The organism is Nitrospira sp. Nam74, from assembly GCF_965152615.1.
Window position 1 is genome coordinate 2,055,806 of record NZ_OZ224220.1, and the last position, 17,478, is coordinate 2,073,283.

15 protein-coding genes are annotated in these 17,478 nt (G+C 53.9%); 9 read left to right on the forward strand and 6 right to left on the reverse strand.

All coding sequences use genetic code 11. The annotated features are described in order from the left end of the window. Positions 1–803: 803 nt before the first annotated feature. From ACWHYZ_RS09780 to ACWHYZ_RS09805, 6 genes are all read left to right on the forward strand, one after another. Positions 804–1,163 carry a hypothetical protein gene (locus ACWHYZ_RS09780; RefSeq protein WP_447987076.1) on the forward strand — a complete coding sequence of 120 codons (360 nt, stop codon included), beginning with the start codon at positions 804–806 and terminating at the stop codon, positions 1,161–1,163. 407 nt (positions 1,164–1,570) lie between these two features. Then, complete coding sequence (locus ACWHYZ_RS09785; RefSeq protein ID WP_447987077.1) at positions 1,571–1,954, forward strand: OB-fold nucleic acid binding domain-containing protein; 384 nt, start codon at positions 1,571–1,573, stop codon at positions 1,952–1,954. A 913-nt stretch (positions 1,955–2,867) separates the two neighbouring features. Beyond that, the gene (locus ACWHYZ_RS09790; protein ID WP_447987078.1) at positions 2,868–4,220 is read left to right on the forward strand and encodes a dihydrolipoyl dehydrogenase family protein; all 1,353 of its coding nucleotides are present in this window, start codon (positions 2,868–2,870) and stop codon (positions 4,218–4,220) included. Between the two features lie 637 nt (positions 4,221–4,857). Further along, the gene (gene pepA, locus ACWHYZ_RS09795) at positions 4,858–5,673 is read left to right on the forward strand and encodes a flocculation-associated PEP-CTERM protein PepA (protein ID WP_447987079.1); all 816 of its coding nucleotides are present in this window, start codon (positions 4,858–4,860) and stop codon (positions 5,671–5,673) included. Positions 5,674–6,352: 679 nt separating this feature from the next. Beyond that, a complete protein-coding gene (locus tag ACWHYZ_RS09800) occupies positions 6,353–6,559 on the forward strand; it encodes a hypothetical protein (protein WP_447987080.1) in 207 nt (68 codons plus the stop codon). 13 nt (positions 6,560–6,572) lie between these two features. Continuing rightward, a complete protein-coding gene (locus ACWHYZ_RS09805) occupies positions 6,573–7,118 on the forward strand; it encodes a DUF2127 domain-containing protein (RefSeq protein WP_447987081.1) in 546 nt (181 codons plus the stop codon). Between the two features lie 492 nt (positions 7,119–7,610). On the opposite strand, the gene ACWHYZ_RS09810 is transcribed toward ACWHYZ_RS09805, so the two are convergent. The 4 genes from ACWHYZ_RS09810 to ACWHYZ_RS09825 form a co-directional block, all read right to left on the reverse strand. Beyond that, positions 7,611–7,931 (reverse strand): hypothetical protein, encoded by a 321-nt coding sequence (locus ACWHYZ_RS09810; RefSeq protein ID WP_447987082.1) that lies wholly within the window; start codon positions 7,929–7,931, stop codon positions 7,611–7,613. A gap of 700 nt (positions 7,932–8,631) precedes the next feature. Further along, positions 8,632–9,168, reverse strand: coding sequence for a TonB-dependent receptor domain-containing protein (locus ACWHYZ_RS09815; RefSeq protein WP_447987083.1), 537 nt, complete (start codon positions 9,166–9,168; stop codon positions 8,632–8,634). Between the two features lie 242 nt (positions 9,169–9,410). Beyond that, positions 9,411–9,800 carry a hypothetical protein gene (locus ACWHYZ_RS09820; RefSeq protein WP_447987084.1) on the reverse strand — a complete coding sequence of 130 codons (390 nt, stop codon included), beginning with the start codon at positions 9,798–9,800 and terminating at the stop codon, positions 9,411–9,413. A gap of 361 nt (positions 9,801–10,161) precedes the next feature. Continuing rightward, positions 10,162–10,419: a hypothetical protein gene (locus ACWHYZ_RS09825; protein WP_447987085.1), complete on the reverse strand. Its 258-nt coding sequence runs from the start codon at positions 10,417–10,419 to the stop codon at positions 10,162–10,164. Between the two features lie 1,724 nt (positions 10,420–12,143). Between ACWHYZ_RS09825 and ACWHYZ_RS09830 the strand changes: the two genes are divergently transcribed. Together ACWHYZ_RS09830 and ACWHYZ_RS09835 are read left to right on the forward strand one after the other, a co-directional pair. Further along, the gene (locus tag ACWHYZ_RS09830; RefSeq protein WP_447987086.1) at positions 12,144–13,205 is read left to right on the forward strand and encodes an endonuclease/exonuclease/phosphatase family protein; all 1,062 of its coding nucleotides are present in this window, start codon (positions 12,144–12,146) and stop codon (positions 13,203–13,205) included. Between the two features lie 1,021 nt (positions 13,206–14,226). Beyond that, the gene (locus ACWHYZ_RS09835) at positions 14,227–14,829 is read left to right on the forward strand and encodes an MEDS domain-containing protein (protein WP_447987087.1); all 603 of its coding nucleotides are present in this window, start codon (positions 14,227–14,229) and stop codon (positions 14,827–14,829) included. Positions 14,830–15,354: 525 nt separating this feature from the next. Here the strand turns inward: ACWHYZ_RS09835 and ACWHYZ_RS09840 are convergent. Both ACWHYZ_RS09840 and ACWHYZ_RS09845 read right to left on the reverse strand, forming a co-directional pair. Further along, complete coding sequence (locus tag ACWHYZ_RS09840) at positions 15,355–15,828, reverse strand: hemerythrin domain-containing protein (protein ID WP_447987088.1); 474 nt, start codon at positions 15,826–15,828, stop codon at positions 15,355–15,357. 388 nt (positions 15,829–16,216) lie between these two features. Further along, positions 16,217–16,546 carry a winged helix-turn-helix transcriptional regulator gene (locus ACWHYZ_RS09845; RefSeq protein ID WP_447987089.1) on the reverse strand — a complete coding sequence of 110 codons (330 nt, stop codon included), beginning with the start codon at positions 16,544–16,546 and terminating at the stop codon, positions 16,217–16,219. Positions 16,547–16,706: 160 nt separating this feature from the next. Between ACWHYZ_RS09845 and ACWHYZ_RS09850 the strand changes: the two genes are divergently transcribed. Then, complete coding sequence (locus ACWHYZ_RS09850; protein WP_447987090.1) at positions 16,707–17,444, forward strand: pirin family protein; 738 nt, start codon at positions 16,707–16,709, stop codon at positions 17,442–17,444. Positions 17,445–17,478 lie beyond the last annotated feature (34 nt).

Below are 17,478 nucleotides of genomic sequence, written 5' to 3' on the forward strand. Positions count from 1 at the left end.
ATGGTGCCTTCACGATACGCTTGATACCGCCGTTCGGCCTCACGAATCCATGTCTCTAGGGCTCGTGAGGGATGCCATGGCTCTTCAAGGAGGCAATGGACATAGCACACCGCACCTGCGGAGTGAGCAAGTGGAACAGGAGATCGCCGAGCTGCGTAACGAGGTACGTGACTTATCAGAAACCGTTCGCATGTTACAGAAAGATCTCGACGTCCTACGTCGGCTACTGTGGAAGTGATATCTTGCGACGCAGCCCATTCGCTTGCGCATGATGCAACGACCACCGCCATAAGCCCATGCTGCCGTATAAGGCTATTCCAGAGCGTTGTCTCATCAATCTCCTCAATGAACAATTACGAGGCCCATGGCCTAAAACAACTCTGCACAAGGATGCCGCTCGACCATCGTTTGGCAATTCACCGGTCTTCTAGGGAGTGCGCAATCGCCCAGTCCGCACGCCATGATAGGCGCATGATCGACAAACTTCGGATGGTAGAAATGGGCGTGCTGGGAAAAGCAGCACTAGTGCGAAATATAACCATCTTGGCGCAAGGACCAGTAAAAAATAACTCGTTATACGCCACTAGTGGTGATAACTGCTGTAGAGCAGGGCCTTGAATCGATTCCAGTGTAAACCGGGGGCCACTAGTTCTGCCCAGGCGCCATGCGAGCGCTCGACCCGTTTTACACGGATAGCGCAAGCTTGCGTGGAATCCGAGGGGACCTGTGTCCACGAGACAAAATGGCCATCGTGACGTATATTTTAACGAAGGATGAACAGGCCAACAGGATGAGGTGTATTGATGTTTGAATTGATCGTGGCTGCGGCCGCCCTGTGGGTGTGCCCAGGGGAACTCTATACGAATGAGCCAACAACTGGCTGTCGACCCCTTGAAGAATCCAGTAAGGAGGGGTTCAGTCGAATTCCTGAAGCGACGGAAGAAGGAAAGACCCAAGTTCCATCGACGATCGCTGAACGACCGTCCCAGCAGGCCACTTCAAACGAGACCGAGACTGCAACGCTCTGTTCGCTGTACAAGGAATACGTGGAGTTGGGCCTGAAGACGCAGGGTGGTTTCAAGAATGATTCAACAGATCAGATTGATCGTTGGCAAACGCTGCGCCGCATGTTTCAAGGTACGGCACCGCCTAATTGCCCTTGAATTGCAGCCTGACTCAGGTATCGGTCGGGCCACACGATATGCGTTGCCCAGGCATCGCCGTCAATCCTGCGTGATTGTGTTCTGTGAGGCCGACAATTGAAGTACCCGAGAACAACTCTCACCCAGGCCTCCGGTCATTACCGACACTGGAGGCCTGCAAGCCTTGCGGCTACGTAACAGGACTTGAAAGTTCCTTCCCTCCCATTAGGAATCCCGCTCTATCATGTGCTGATCAAGTAGAAGGTGTCACAAACTTTGATAAAACTGGAGAGTGAGATCGGGAGACTTTTCCGTGGCCAGAGGGCTCTACAACATACAGAGGACATCCATCATGGGCGGCCTCGGCGCAGTCACCTGTTCATCATCACCTGTGGGCGGAGGCGCATGGATTTGAGCCGGAGGACTCCATGACGCGTTTACGTGCATTCGTCTTCACCATGGCTCTGCTCGTGATCGCCACCGCTCAGGCAGCAGGTCAGGTTTCCATCAGCACCCTCCGCGCGTCTGCTGAGGCCTCTAATTTAGAACTGGTGACCATTCAAGGCATCGTCCATCTGACGCGATCACATCAGCAACAACTGGGCGGAACCTGTGGGGCAAGCGCCTTTACGTTGGTAGATGACACAGGCTCTATTGACGTGACTGTGCGTCGCGCCGGGCGACTGCTGGTACCGCTGCGAGAAGGAGCCCGTATACAGGTCACCGCGCAAGTGCATGTGTTTCGCAACAGTGTCCTGCTTCCTCTCCTTATCTGCGTCGACGCCACGGATATTGAGCACCTCCCAAACTAGTCCGGTTCCTACTCCGCACGGACTTACCATTATCACCGCGACGACATATCCGTTCCTTGCACGCGTCATCTGACGCAGACCAGTCTATGGGGATTCGTCAGCACGGGACCTCGAACCCGTCAGTCAGTCATATGTCTGGCTATGATCCGTCTCGCTGCTGGCGATTGGCAGCCATCATGCGACCACCGGGCACCAACTGTAAGTCTTCTGCTGAGACCTCTAGCAGGCACGATCTTTTCCTTGTGCCGTAGGTTGCAAATGGGTTTGGAGAGATTAAACATATTGATCTGTGACCGAAAAGAGAGCTGATCGTGTCGTTCATTGCGGGATACAGTAGGGGATCGGTAAAAATCGCGTGACACTAGCGTGAAAAAGTTATAAGGGGGTAGAACTCCTAGCGACTTCTCCAGCCATAGCAGCCGGTTCTCTGGGCCCCCCCACGGTTCTCACGAATCACAATTCAACAGCCTTAGTACTTCCTCAGATCGTCTCTCTAACTCTGATACATAGGATTTGCTGGTAGTCTGAGTCAGAGTTTTGGACCGTTGGCGTACCTCTTGAGCCTGTACCACGGTACAGGGTGTAGCATAGAGGTGATGAGGGGTGTGTATGGATTCAGAGTTGACGATAGGGCAACTCGGGAAGCACGTCCACGTTGAGACGGTGCGATATTATGAACGGCGTCAGTTGCCATGATGATGCAAGGATGCTCTGATGAAGAATGGGCGCTCAAAGCGTATGCGGCCTATAAGGACTATACGTGTGGAATTCGATCAACGGGAAATCTGAATTGTTGCGATCACTAACACTGCCGAATGAAACACGTTCTTTAATTGGGCCCGCCCGCATCATGGTGTACTAACGATTCGGAAGCCGAGCCGGTCACCGTCTCCTGACGATGAGGAGGGGCACGATGGGAAAAAAGCCATTTGACCTGGTGGTCATAGGAACCGGCGCAGCGGCAATGGCCGTGGCTTTTCCATGCCGCGCTGCGGGGTGGCAAATCGCTGTGGTTGATTCCCGTCCGTTCGGGGGGACCTGTGCGCTGCGAGGATGCGATCCGAAAAAAGTGCTGGTCAGTGCGGCCGAGGTACTCGACTGGACTGATCGCATGCAGCGCAAAGGTGTTCGATCCAACGGCGTAGGAATTGATTGGCAAGAGCTGATGCGCTTTAAGCGAACCTTTACAGATCCCGTGCCCCGACGGACAGAAGAGGGATTGGCGCAGGCTGGCATAGGCACCTTCCACGGCCGCGCTCACTTCGTCGGCCCCACCTCAGTCCAAGTTGGCGAGGACGTCCTGGAAGGTCGATACGTCGTCATCGCCACTGGCGCTAAGCCAATCCCCTTGTCCATCCCCGGTGCAGAATATCTGTCCACAAGTGATCAATTTTTGGAGGTAGATGAACTACCGGCACGCCTTACTTTCGTTGGGGGTGGATACATTTCCTTCGAGTTCACCCATGTGGCGGCTCGCGTTGGTGCCCACGTCACCATCCTGCATCGCGGCTCACGCCCACTCGAGCGCTTTGACCCCGATCTCGTCGAGCGGTTGGTACAACGGACCCGCGATCTGGGCGTCGAGGTTCGTCTTCACACCGAAGTAAAGGCCATCGAACGACAGGAGCGCGACCTGAGGGTGCATGCCTCACGGGACGGCCACCCCGAGGTATTCGAAGCAGAGATGGTCGTGCACGGAGCGGGTCGCGTTCCTGAAATTGCGGATCTCGATTTGGGCGTGGCAAATGTTGCATTCGGCAAGAACGGTGTCGAGGTCAATGAATATCAACAAAGCGTCTCGAATGCCTCGGTGTATGCGGCGGGAGACGCGGCAGCAGGAGGGTGTCCCTTGACGCCGGTCGCCGGCTTTGAAGGGAAGATCGTGGCTGCGAATCTCTTGCAAGGCAACCATCATCAGAGGAATTATGTCGGCATCCCCTCGGTGGTCTTTACCGTGCCACCGCTAGCGGCCGTTGGTGAGTTGGAGCAGACCGCGATAGAGAAAGGCTTGCAGTTTCGCGTCCATCATGAGGATACGTCTGATTGGAAGTCTTCGCGACGAGTAGGAGAGAGGTACTCTGCATTCAAAGTCCTGATCGAGGAAGGGAGTCAACGGATTCTGGGCGCTCATCTGCTGGGCCCTCATGCGGAAGAAGTCATTAACCTCTTCGCGCTGGCCATCAAGTATGGAATAAAGGCGCCAGAGCTCAGCGAGGTTATGTATGCCTACCCGACCCACAGCTCGGATCTCCCATACATGGTGTAGACGATGCGACGGTCGACGCTATGCGTGATCTCGGCATGGAGATCAGCTATCGCTGTTCGAAATACCCCAGCGAGTTTCCAGTCTTCTCTGCGCAACAGATTCCACATTGGAGTTGTGAGGACCGGGCTGCGGCATCTGAATCCGACGCTTCGCCGTATTCCGGCGGGTTAGCGATGAATCGCCGATGGAGTTTGCCAGTTCTCGTTGAAGAACGTCGGATGCTCCCTGGCGAAAACGATTTTTTGGAGCGAGAGGATCTAGCCGAAGTCAACGAAGACTTCACGGCGCCTACTGGGATTGTTTGTGGGCAGAGGAGGACGAAGAGCCTTGTCCTAAGACCTATAACGCCCGGGGTGCCGGTAGAATTCACACTGCAGAGAGGCCTCTCTCTTCTCGAAATGCTCTGTGTTAGCGTAAAAATGGCAATTACCTAAGTATTGCGACCTCTCCCTCACTGTTCCTGTTGGCGTGCCCCCGCAAGGCGACTTGACAGTGCTCCAAGACGCTCCTCATCTGTAATGCCTACATATCATTATTTGCATATACTTAGCACGTTGGCATGCCTCCTGCTTTTTATTCCTTACAGATGCGCGCGCGTCTTCCGTCATTACCTATCACCATTTTGTGAGGTTACACCATGTTGACCGCATTGATCCGAGGAAGTCTCCTAGCGGGAGGCTTACTCTTCTCCGTTATGAGCACGGCGGCGCTCGCCGACCCGACCACCTTTACGGTTAACCCAAGCGCCATCGGCGTTTCTGGGCCGACCGTGCCTAATGTCAACTTTGCCGATTTTAGTTATGTCGCGCTGGTGAACCAAACTGCGACAAACGGCACCGGAACCTTCAACGAGCAAGGCGCCGGGTTCTTCAGTTCCTACCGCTTTCCCCAACTCTCCGACGTACTACCCAACACCGGACTCAATACGAACTATAAGCTGTATGCGGTGTTTACCGGCAGCGGCACGGTGGCCCCGACAGTGGGCATTCCCGGCGGTGAAACGGCGACCTTTACCAGCTTTAATCTGAAGTTGTTCGTCGATCCGACCCTCACGACGAGTATTACTGCCTCACCGGTCGGCACGGTGGGCGGGACGGTCTCGGTCAATAATGCCGGGAGTTCCATTCTCGTCGGCGAATCCACGGGATTGATAGCCGGCGAAGCGCACGCGTTTCCTGGTCTGGCCAACGGCGATTTCAAGGTACTCGTGAATTTTAAGCCAGTCGGCGGCTTCCTCAGTGGCCCGATTACCATTGGCCTGAATATCGGTACGTTTGATGGCGTCAATACCACGCTGACCGGCTTCAGCTTGGGGAACTTCAATTCCGGGCGGATTGATGGTTCAGGCAATTTCAGTATGACCGCCGTGCCCGAACCGACTTCGCTCTTGCTGTTAGGGTCAGGGATGGCGGGAATCGCGTGGGGCCGACGGCGGCTCACTCGCGGAGCCTGAATAGATCGCAACTTCATGGCGCTGAATTGGACCTCCGGCGCCAGAACACGACGGAAGGAGGGTGCGACGTGCTCCCTCCTTCTTTCCCGCATTTCGATCATAGACCACATCAAACTCAGTAAGGCTGCTTTACGGAAAGGCTCAAAAGGGAATCAAGTAATCAAGCACTCCTGCCAGACAACAGTCCGTCCTCATCTTTAGATGGTGCTCGATGATCGGAAGCACTTCGGGACTGGATCATCCATGTCTGTCATCGTAGGGTACACCTGTACCACTACAGGACCCTCGCGCCTTCTTCCCAAAAACATCGTAGTGAATGATATCATCACCCACCAGATTGTATTTGATAGCCCGAATAACACCGACCCCATCACTGAGACGGTAAATTTCACGACGGCATCGGACCCCAGCGCAGTGGTCCTACTGTCGGCGCGGTTGTGATCGCCTTGGCGCTGCGCCGCCCCTGATCCGTCCGAATGCCCCGCAGATGTGGCTCATAGCGACGTGTTACAAGATGAGCCGGATCGCTCTAGAACGCCCTCGTAGCCATCTGTCTGATTCCCAAACACTGCGCCAATCACTACAGTGCTGTCGCTATACAATCCATCACCAACGGTGAGAGGGCAGATGATGTTGAGAGCGGCCATGGTCTTCATCGGTACTGAGTTTGATCCCAAGCGTGACCACTCAGGCCCTCGCGACAGGGCTCACGTTGGTCAGCGCCGTCCCCAGCAGCGATCGAGTGCACGTGTATTATAATTTCCGTCCTACGATTTTTGGGCAACCGAATTTGATCACACCAGCCGAAGAAGCCGTTGCGGTCCAAGCGCTTCAGCTCGGCTTTGGCCTTTGCGACCCTGTTCACCAGTTGTCATCCTATCGCTGACGGAGGCATCGCATTGCCGATCGCCTTGGTTCGCGATCATCCACTTGTCGCCGGCGTTGGAATGCTCCATCCTCAAGGCAATCCCTCTCTCTACATCCTATATCCGATGGGGCTGCAACTCATCATCTTGTGGAACCTCATCCGAGCCGTCCTGCTGATCGTTCTCGGCTCGGATTTGCTTCGACACCTGGATGCCGACCCGGCGCTTCTCATGACGCAATCGATTGAAACGTTTCGCCTCGATCCGCACAACCGGTACGTGCATGGCATGCTCGAGCAGTTGAATTGGGTCGACCGGCGGCGGCTGGAAGCTCTCAGTGTCGGCACCTTTTTCTACGCCGCTTTGCTGTTGCTGGAAGGCGGAGGATTGTGGTTCAAACAACGGTGGGCAGCGTATCTATCGGTGGTCGCGACCAGCGTGTTTATTCCGCTGGAACTCTTCGAGCTCACCCGCGGTGTAACCATTCCCAGAGTGATGGTCATGCTGTCAAATCTTGCGATCGTGGCTTATCTACTGTTGCGTGTCGTATATGGTGACAAGAAGGGTGGTATCGCTTAGTACTTGCCAGACCCTTCTAGGATGTCTGTGAGCCGCATGTGAGAGGTGATCGGGTCCTCTAGCGTACGTCCAAGAGCCCTTCCATGTCCTTCTCTTGGCGCCGGATCACCAATGCGATTATCACGACGGCGACTCCTGGGCCAAAACGCTAACTTTGCGCCGCTCTCTTGCGCCAGCAGCCTGGCAGATGGTCAACCAGCCCAATAGTCCGGCTTCGATGATCCACTATGAGCCTGTGATGGAAACCTTCGGCTGGTACAATGGTTGCGACCACCAGCGCCGCCTTGTTGATCCCGTACGGTGAAGTACTGGAATGCCTGGTGGAGGTATACGGGATCACCTGCTCATAGTTGACCACGATAGGCACAAAACAACACTCAGCCTCGCAACATTAGCTCAAGAGCCGAGTGTATTCTCCTCTTCTATCACTGACAGAGCCGGCAGGGTACGCCGGGGAGCGGACCTCCCCGGCGTACTGTAGTGAGAACCACCCTATTTCTTTTCGATGCGCTCCAGCGTCGTCACGTGGCCCTGCTCGGTGTGATAGGCTTTCACGCGATCTCCTGACATCACCTTATCCATCTTCGTACTGCTGTCGATGTGCAACTTCACTTCTTTCCCCTTCTCATCCCGAATTTTAATACTGTTGCTGTCAACCGTGAGGACGGTGCCCTTCACCGCATCTTCCATGATGCGTTCTTTCATCGAGGGGGAAGCCTCCTTGTTTGTCATTGGATCAGCCGCGTGGGCAGCGCCGACAGCGCCGGCGACTAAGACCGCTGCAACTGCAAGCATGCGCATCGCTCTGCTCATGGCATACCTCCTTGGTCAAGTACTCAGGAGCATTTCATCCTCTTTTCATTATCGAAGGACGGCAGGCGAAACACCATCGGTAAAGCGGCGTTCAAATGTCCTAGAGATGACTACAGCGAGGGCACCAGGAGAGAGTTTCCGAAGCGCAATACCAGCTTGCCAATCCAAGCGGGATACAGATCAGTTCCACAAACTTCTACCCTCCTGTGTTAGCTACATCGGTCACGAAGGGGAAAGATATGATTGTTATTAACAATGAAGAATTTTCAAAAACTATAAGGGTGGGAATAGCCATCAAAAGTCGCTCTGGCAACACTCTGCAGACACTTGTTAGTCACTTCGCCGCCCTTTTTAACCATAATGTCCCTCATCAATGAAGGTCTCTCCCTAACAGTTGGACTCGGTCCAAACAATTGCGAGGTAGACTCTAGTTAAACTCCAGTTTAATCTGCCCCATGAAGGCCAAAGGAGAGCGGGGGTTGGCACCAAATCCTCTATTACCGCCACCGTTCATGAAATACTGGGTATCGAGAAGATTCTGAATGTTCAATTGTGCTGAAGGTTGGTGCGGGGCAAGACTTCCCGTTTCCGATAATAAAGCGCCACATCGACTCGCATGAAGCCCGGGAGATAAAAGTCATCTTGCAGATCACCAGCACGTTTGCCTATGGCCAAGATACCGCCACCTATGCTTACGCCATTAAGTGTCCCTTGCTGGAAATCGTAGGTGCTCCAAATCCTCCCCATATTGCGCGGATGTTCGTAGTCGGGTTCCAATCGGGAAGGTCGTGTCTTCGGCATCTCGTGCATCCGTATATGCATAGCTTGCAATGACTTTCCAGCCAGACATCAGTTGCGCAGTGAGATCGTATTCGATGCCCTGGCTCCGTTGCCGGCCAATCTGCAAGCTGAGGGTTGGGTTCGTCGGATCCGTAACGAGCGCATTGTTGATCAGAAGGCGATAGATCGCGAGTGTACTCACCAATCGGCCAGGCGCGATGTCAGTCTTAATCCCAGCTTCAGATCCAGTCGCCGTCTGGGGGATAAAATTGTTGGTCGCAGATCCGCTCACACCGAAGACCGGCACAAAGGCCCGCGTCACATTGGCGTAAATAGCCACCGGCATCACTGGCTGATACGTCACACCGATGCGCGGACTGAACCCATAGTTTTCTGCTTTCGTGGTGACACCAAAGCTGTTGGTATTTTGATAAAAGTAATCCCCCGCGTGCGCCAATCAGGATATGTAGCTTGTCCATGACGTCCACCTGATCCTGAACATATCCGCCGGCCGCGTTCGCGAAGGAATGGACGAGAGTGGTGGTGGGGAGTGTAGCAGGTACCACTCCTGTGCCATAGACTGGTGCGAACATATTGATCGAGGTAAAGGCGGTTTGCCCGATCTGATTAGAATAGGTCTGGCGACCGAGTTCGACGCCGGTCAGAAACGTATGCTCAGCGAAATTCATCTTGCCTTGCCTATGAGATCGTTCCACCAATAATAACTTCCGAGGTCGGTCTGAAAGGCTTCCAACGTCCGCGTCGCGGTGATGTTGTCCGCTGCCACGCCTTGGTGAAGACAAACAGGGCGTTGTCACTTGCTTGCTCAGCTCGAAATCGGCTTTCCAGACGCCAGTTGTCGTTGAATCGTTGTGTTAGCACGACACCCGATCGATACTCTTGAATCTGTGTCGCATTGAACGCTTCACCAAGAAAACGGCTACTAGGTAGCGGTGCTATCCCCTGGCCAATTGCTGGCGGGCCAGAATCAAACGTCCGCTTGTCTCGGATGTATTCCCCTTCGAACGTGACTGGTGTTATGGCCGGCAGTCCATGCCATAACGGGTGAAACAAAATACCGTTTTCCATGGACAATGTCTCGAAAACTTTGAGAATTCTCGTAAGCTCCATTGATCCGGAAGTTAAGGTCCTTGTCCTTTGTAAGAGGACCAGAGACATCTATCATGGGCCGGTAGAGGCCAAAACTGCCGAAGATCGTGGTCAGCGATGCATAAGGAGTCGACAAGGGTTGCTTCGTCAAAATATTCACTACACCTGATGGTTGGCTTCTCCCATAGAGGACTGAAGGAGGGGCCCTTGAGTATCTCTATTCTCTCGATGTTGGCAATGTCCCGAAAGCTCAGGGTCTGTTCCTGACTATTGTTGCGGAGATAGTTCTTCCAGAACTCGCATTCGAACCCACGGCACAATGCTTTGTCATTAGTCTGATTCAAACTGCCCGATCCTCCAAAGAGGACCCGCTTATGTTTCCTGAAAGAGCCTGGGCCAGCCGGATCGCGCGCTGATCCTCAATGACCTTCTGCGTGACAACCTCCACGGACTGAGGCACTTGGATCAGCGGGGTGTCGGTGCGAGCTGCAGTATTCGATTCTTCGGCCACGCATGACTTTCCATCGTCGTCGCGTCGTATGACCTCTTTGACGATAATCTCTGGCACCGTGATAGGCTCATCGTCCTCTGGCACCACGACGGGCTCATCGTTGCCTTTCGGACGCAGAGAGAGATTGCCATTTTAGACGAGCGGATAGGTCGTTATGGAGTGTATCTTGTGGGATACAGCAATAATGGAACATGCTGATATTGTAGTGTTTATTCCTTCTTCTTTCATGTGGAAGTTCATGCTAAGCTACAGGCGTTTGGGAGTGAAATGATCCCAAACGCTGCTTTCTTCTCGTTAAGGGGACTCCCCCTTGCGAAGAAGATCTGGGGGAGGTGATGTGGCCGTCACCTCCCTCTTTTTTTGGTGTTCGGCCGTTCTTGCTGTTGGTCATCGATGTGGTCCGTCGGCACCAGATATTTACCACGACCAGAAATGAGTGTCCTCTAAGAGGATGCCATGTTCTCTAAGCCAGTGATGCGGCCACGGCGTGAGGCCATTCGGAATGGATGAAGAGGCTTGGCGATTCCGACAGTCTCACGTGTGAACGATTTGATGTATCGACTAGAGAACGGCCGAATTGTGGGGGGAGGAACAAGGAATGGAGGAGGCGATGTGGCCATCGCCTCCTCATCGTAGCGCCTACTTTTTTTTGGCGCCCTTCTTTGCGGGCTTCTTCGCTGCTGCTTTCTTCGTCGCCATCAGAACTCCACCTCCTTCCATGTTTGAAAGTTTGTGATCGTTAGGTTTTGGTATAGCAGAGATTGGACAACTAGTAAAATTTTTCTTGTCCTGCGATCTCTTTTTCCCGGTGCATGGCGGCACCTCCTGAGACCAGTGTCATAGATCTCCCTCCACCATTCACCGTACTGTTGAAAATTGACACCGAAGGTGGTCACTCATTATCAACAATAGCCCCATTAACTTCAAACTGGCCATCGGTTCAAGGACATCGGCCCGTATACGCACCAGTTTCATTTCCGCCTGAGCTAGTGATCGAGGGACAGAGAATTTCGCCAGTACACTACAATGCCGTGGTCCATCTGCTGCCCATCACGCTGCAGATGAGGTTAGTCGATCACGAGAAATGCACCTCCGACACGCAGCGAATTGGAGCAGACAACTATGCTAGTTCCAGACCGGCGGTTTACTTTAACCGGGGTCGATTTCAGAGCCTCCCTGTGCCTGACCAACCTCGAATATCCATCACTTCTGAAAAATCGACTCCGGATGAGGCTAAGTGATCTTTGCGGTAGGTTGTGTTGCCTACCGGTTTCGGAGAGATGGCTACAAAATTGGTTACACCACCGGCGGGTACAGCCTTGCGCCGAATCGAAAGGGCCGTAGGTACTGGGCTACGGTATTGAAGGTGTGTGCCTCTGGTAAAACATATGAGGCACTGAGGGGGCGGGGCGTAGGGTTGAATCCGACTAATAAATGGCGATGTCTCACGACTCGCATGGCAAACGGTGCTGACAGAGATACAAAGACCAAGAGGCTACAAGGATGAATCGCAAATTTGAGGGCCGGGAATGGAGTGGTGGGAAGACATTGTTCTTACCGTTCATCTTTGGCGCGAATGGCTCCTTGGCTTCTTGATTCTGATGTTTTTTGTCAGCCTTGCGGTTGCTCTCTTTGTTACCTGGAAGGCCGCAAAGAGGCCGCAGATTCACCGCTAAGGGGAAGAATCCGTTCCTTATTTCTTCGAAGGCAGTGTCATCGTCACAGCGAGATCGTGTTTAGTTCTTGTACACATGGAAGCCTACGAACACTGAGGGGTACAGATGGACCAACCATACAAGCCTAGGAGAGGGATGCCCAAGGGACGTCTGAACTATAGTCTGATTGTCATGTTCGGGCTCATCGTAGTCCTCCCAGGCTGTGCTTCCAAAGGCGGCCCAGTGTTATCGGCTGGATGCCCGGATATTGCGAAAACGGGGCAACTTAATGTGCTCAGCCTCAATACGCTGTTTGATGCGCCTGCCGCCATACGAGAGAAAAGCTGGACGGACATCGCGCAGTTTGCGGTCGCCAATAACGTCCATGTGCTGCTGCTACAGGAGGCCGTGCTCACCGATGTCGATCGGATACAGAAACTGCTCGGCACGTCTGACAGTGCACGGGACCTTCAGAGGGTCTTGAATCAGCGAAGTGCTGAACCGTACGACCTTCGCTTCGCCTGGGAAACCGGCGTGCCATTGGTACTGACGACAGCCAATGCGATTTTGAGCCGCTGCACCTTCACTCGCCACTTCTCAACCTTCTTACCCATCGAATCAGAAGTGGTCTTCGAGGGTGTCCAATTGAAAATAACGCGCAATGTCCAAGTGGGGCACATTGATATCCCCGGATATGGCAGTTTGCATGTCTACAACACACATCTGTGCTCCGCCTGCTCCGTCGACGCCCTTCGCCAACAAGTCGAGGCGTTATTGGCCTTCACGCAAAGCGCCGAGGGGAAGGTTCGCGGTAAACATGTCATGCTCGGTGGGGATTTCAATCTCGACATATCGAAAGGTGTAGCGGAGCAGGCGATCTACGAGACGATTACAAGGGCGGGCTTCCGCGATGTCTATGCCGAGTACCGCAAGACCAAGTTTGGCGACGCGCTCGAAAGCCTGTGCGGGAATGGCGTTCCTGACGCCCACTGCACGGACGGAGTGAGTTCGATCCAAGGGCTTATCGACCAGCAGACGGGGGCCGGGTTCTCAACGCCGGCGCGCATCGACTATCTCTTTCTTCACAGCGCGGACACGGTGTCACTGAGTAAAGTGGTGTTCGACCCTGGGAATGCGGCAACCGGTCCTATTAATTCTGCTGAACCAGCGGTGTCCGATCACAGTGCCATCTTTTCCCAAATCATGCTGACACACTGACATGATGCTGTCCCCGCGTCATGAGCCTTGGTGAGAATGGTGATCCTGCCTTACAAAAGACCTGTTGGAATAGAAGGACGCAAATGGATTTCGATGACAGAAGTCACCATCATCACCCCTAATCGCCCCTTCATTCATGACTTCGCATTTACTGGAATTTATCTTTAGCCGGGGGAATAGTCTTGTTCCAAAAAGAAAGGTGGCCCAGGTACTGCTCTATAGATAGTGAGTGTTCGAGGCGCCTATCAAAAACAGATTTGTCGAGCTATGGAAGCAGGCTCACATTCCTCTCTTCCTGCCATAAAGCCATGCGATTCCGGGGAACCCTGTGCCAAGCAGTAGAATCGTTGACGGTTTAGGTACTGGCGTAGCAGCGACACTGACCTGAAAGCCGCCTATACCGCCGGAGGTATTGTAAAGAATCTGCTCCCGCGCTCGTGGATGGCGCACCCCCTGCTGCCGTCATTGATGAGCCAGACACCGTGTACAAGCCATTCGAAAGAATCCCGACCTGCCCGTTCGACGGGGCTTACGGCACGCGTGCTTGGAAATGAAAGACGTAGACCTGCGATGCCCTCCGAAAAATTGATGCTGATGGAAGGGGAATAGAAGCCATTGCGCTGACCGTTGCACCGTTGGCGCCTGGAAAAGCACCCAGTACCATTTAATGTGTCGGTGACTGAAACCGTTGACGCAGCTCCTCTCGACGCAAGATTTCACCCATCACATCCGCGACACTACCGTGGATATGAATAAGCCAGAGTTCGGGGACGCCTTCGAAGTGGTCCTTTCTGAAGCGGCAGGTTCATTGTCGGTAGAGAATGTTGTGCTCTTCATTCTTCTCCTGGCGGACGTGCTCACCTCGCGGGGAATGCCGCGAGCGGAGTGCAGCCATTCTGTGCAGCTTGCCTTATAGTTGTTGGAAGCCCATCTCGTATCTTAGAATTAATGACGATTGATTGTGAAGCGATACCTGGCCCACGTGGACCGGCCAGAAACCGCGTAGCAGTCCACGCACGTCTTGAGTGATGAAGCGGTGGCGGGGCTTCGCAATGGCGAACGGTGTATTTATGTCGTGGATCAGCATAGTCCAGAAGCGATTGTGCAGGCGCTCAAATTTTGGGGCGTCGATGCCGACCATGAAATGAACACGGGCCGCCTGCTGTTTTGGACGCGCCACGAGTATCGGCAACCAGGGCTCTTTGACCTCAACACGATGTTGAACTTCGTCACCCGAACCTTACATCAGGCGCAGGTAGATGGACATACGGGTATCCGACTGGCGGTCGAAATGACCTGGACCGTCAACAACGACATTCATGACGATGATCTCGTCCGGTGGGAAGACTTCATTAACACGATTTCATTTCCCGGCAGCAAAATTTCTTTCATTTGCCAGTACAATAGGCACTTGCTTCCCTCCCCTCTGATTGCCAGGGCGGTTCAGGTTCATCCACTCGTGATCCTTGGGGAAGAGATCTGTCCTAATTCCCTTTGCCGGCCTGCACACGAGGTCTTGGTGAACCAGGATAGTAACAGTTTGGACACGATACTCTCTGCGATCAGCGTGCCCCACGGACCACAGACAAGTCAGCGTGCCGGCTCTGAGCCGACGGCCGTTTAAACTTGAACCCCTAAATTATCTTTCCTCTGATCGCCTCAGGCGTCGACCTGATTGTGAAAGGAAGACCACACTGGCAATGCTATAGCGATTTCTCTTCTCTGTCGGGACAGCGGGATATCGAGTACTCCCTGATCCACAAGCCGGATCGCCTGACAGCCGTTGAAGCGTTTGAGCAAAAGAGTAGGAAGCCGGTGAGGGGATGTGTAAAAGGGGCACAGTAGAGGCTGATCTGTACTGGCCTAGGATATGAGGGCAATCCGCTCGTTATTCCAATCATGGAAGAAGCCCCTGTCCGACGAGAGGCGTCTTCGAACTTCTGTCACAAAGGGGCAGATCACGATTCGGTCAAGTCAACCCGTACGGATGAGCTCATGCAGTTGACCGGCTAACGCCCCATGCGACACGCAGATTCGGGGCAGGGCAGAAGAAGGAAGCCGCCCATTAAACGAGGGCTATATCATTGTGCGGACGGGACATCCCATCCCGCCCTTGCTGATGGAAGTGTGAGTTTTATCCCCTCGCATCTTACTCGGGGATTCCTCCGGCTGGAGCAGGTGCCTCCCCTCGAAGTTCCTTCTTCGCCATCTCCACCTTCGTTCCCAATTCTTCCGTCTCTTGCTGTGTCATTACTTCGCGAGCGTGGCCAAATAATTCCTCCTCCTCCATCTTCATATGGCGGGTGGCTCGTTCGTACAGATCGTTGAACTTCGCTACCCACTGGAACCCGGAGGGCGGCATCCCGGCGAGACCTTCAAGGAGCTCTTTCATGGCTCGATGATCCTCCAGCGCTTGCCTGGCACTATCTCGGGTGGTCTCAGACTGCTGAAAGACCGGATAGACGTGGAGTTCTTCCACCCGCGCATGGAGCAGTAAGGCCTCTTTCAGTTGTTGGAACAGTTCAAGCCGCGCGGATGACTCGGCCTTTCCGAACTCCGCTTTGATACGGTGCATGAGGAGAGTGACGTGCTGATGATCATCTTGAAGTACCTGTAGCCCCATACGACACCTTTGGTTATGTGGATTCAGTCAAGTCGCGTCGTCTAGATTGTCACAGCAAGACTAAGATACAGAGATTCACGCGCCAAGTCGCGTGAGAGAAAACAGCAGGACAGGCACTCAGGTGAGATTGTGTCGGAGAATGACTGGTCATCGAGAAGAACGACCTCATAGACGGCCTTCCTGGAGCTTGCGTGAGGCTGATCTCGAATTCACTCATTGATAGCCTGACCGCTGCCCCTTGAGCCTTCGTGCTCGGGAGGCGTACGGCAGCACCAGTGTCATGGCGACCAGGCCGTGATTCGCCTCAGTCTGACAGCCTCGTGCCGTTCGAGATGGTGACGATGCCAGGCTTCGTCACGGTAAAGCGACGTTTGTGAAGCGGCTCAGGTTATGGCTGATCCGAACTCTTTTTGGGGACGTGTTCTGCTCCCCATTGATGCATGGCATCCACGACGGATTTGAGAGTCAAACCTAGCGGGGTGATTTCGTATTCCACTTTGGGTGGGACCTCAGGATAAACCGTCCGCTTGAGAAGTCCCTTTTTCTCCATGTCGCGCAGCTGATGCGTGAGCACTTTCTGTGTAATACCAGGGACAGCCCGTTGAAGATCGGAGAACCGTTGTATCCCTTGGAAGAGATACCATAAGAGCACAATCTTCCATCGGCCGCCGATCAACTCTGCAGTGAACTCAGCAGGACAGGCGAGGTGTTTTGCCATGGAACTCATCGAACTCCGTTTCACGATGAAGTATCCAATTGGTGCCTAGCGTACCACACGGTGCGCTCTTGTTTTCGCCGACCCCCGCCTTATACAGAAAGCGGTGAGTAAAACGATGGGCGATTTGTCACCACGGAATATGTAGAAAGGAGTTGCCGTCATGACCATTCAGCGCAATGATACCGTTGAGATCCGCCGCAAGGAAGACCGCTTTCAAACGTATGCGGGTTGGCTCCAGTCCCGACACAGCTTCAGCTTTGCGAATCATTATGATCCGACCAATACCCACCACGGGTTATTGCTGGTCCACAATGATGATGTGGTAAGACCGAACACGGGATTTCGGACGCATCCTCACCAGGATATGGAAATCGTGACATGGGTGTTAGACGGCGAACTGGAACATAAGGACTCGGAAGGCCATCATGGGATCCTTTACCCGGGGCTCGCGCAGCGCATGAGCGCGGGAACTGGCATCTGGCACTCCGAAATGAATCCCAAAAGCGACAAGCCGGTCCACTTCATCCAGATGTGGGTACCACCGGATACAGAACGGATTACGCCCGGCTATGAACAGTTGGATATTAACGGCCAACTGAACAAAGGCGGATTGGTCCCGTTGGCATCGGGCCGCGGACATGAGGCCGCCATCTCGATCAGACAGAACGGCGCCGTGCTCTGGGGCGGGAGACTGGGTTCCGGCGAGACTGTGACGGTACCGGATGCACCGTATGTCCATGTGTTCGTGGCAAAGGGATCCGCCCGTCTTGAAGATGTCGGTGTGCTGAGTGCTGGCGATGAAGCACGGCTGACGCGGGCAGGCGGGCGGTCGCTTGCAGCCGAGCACAATGGTGCAGAAGTGTTGATTTGGGAGACTACCCATAGTTTTGAACCGTAATGAGTCGCACTGGACCCCAGGGGGAGGCTCATGG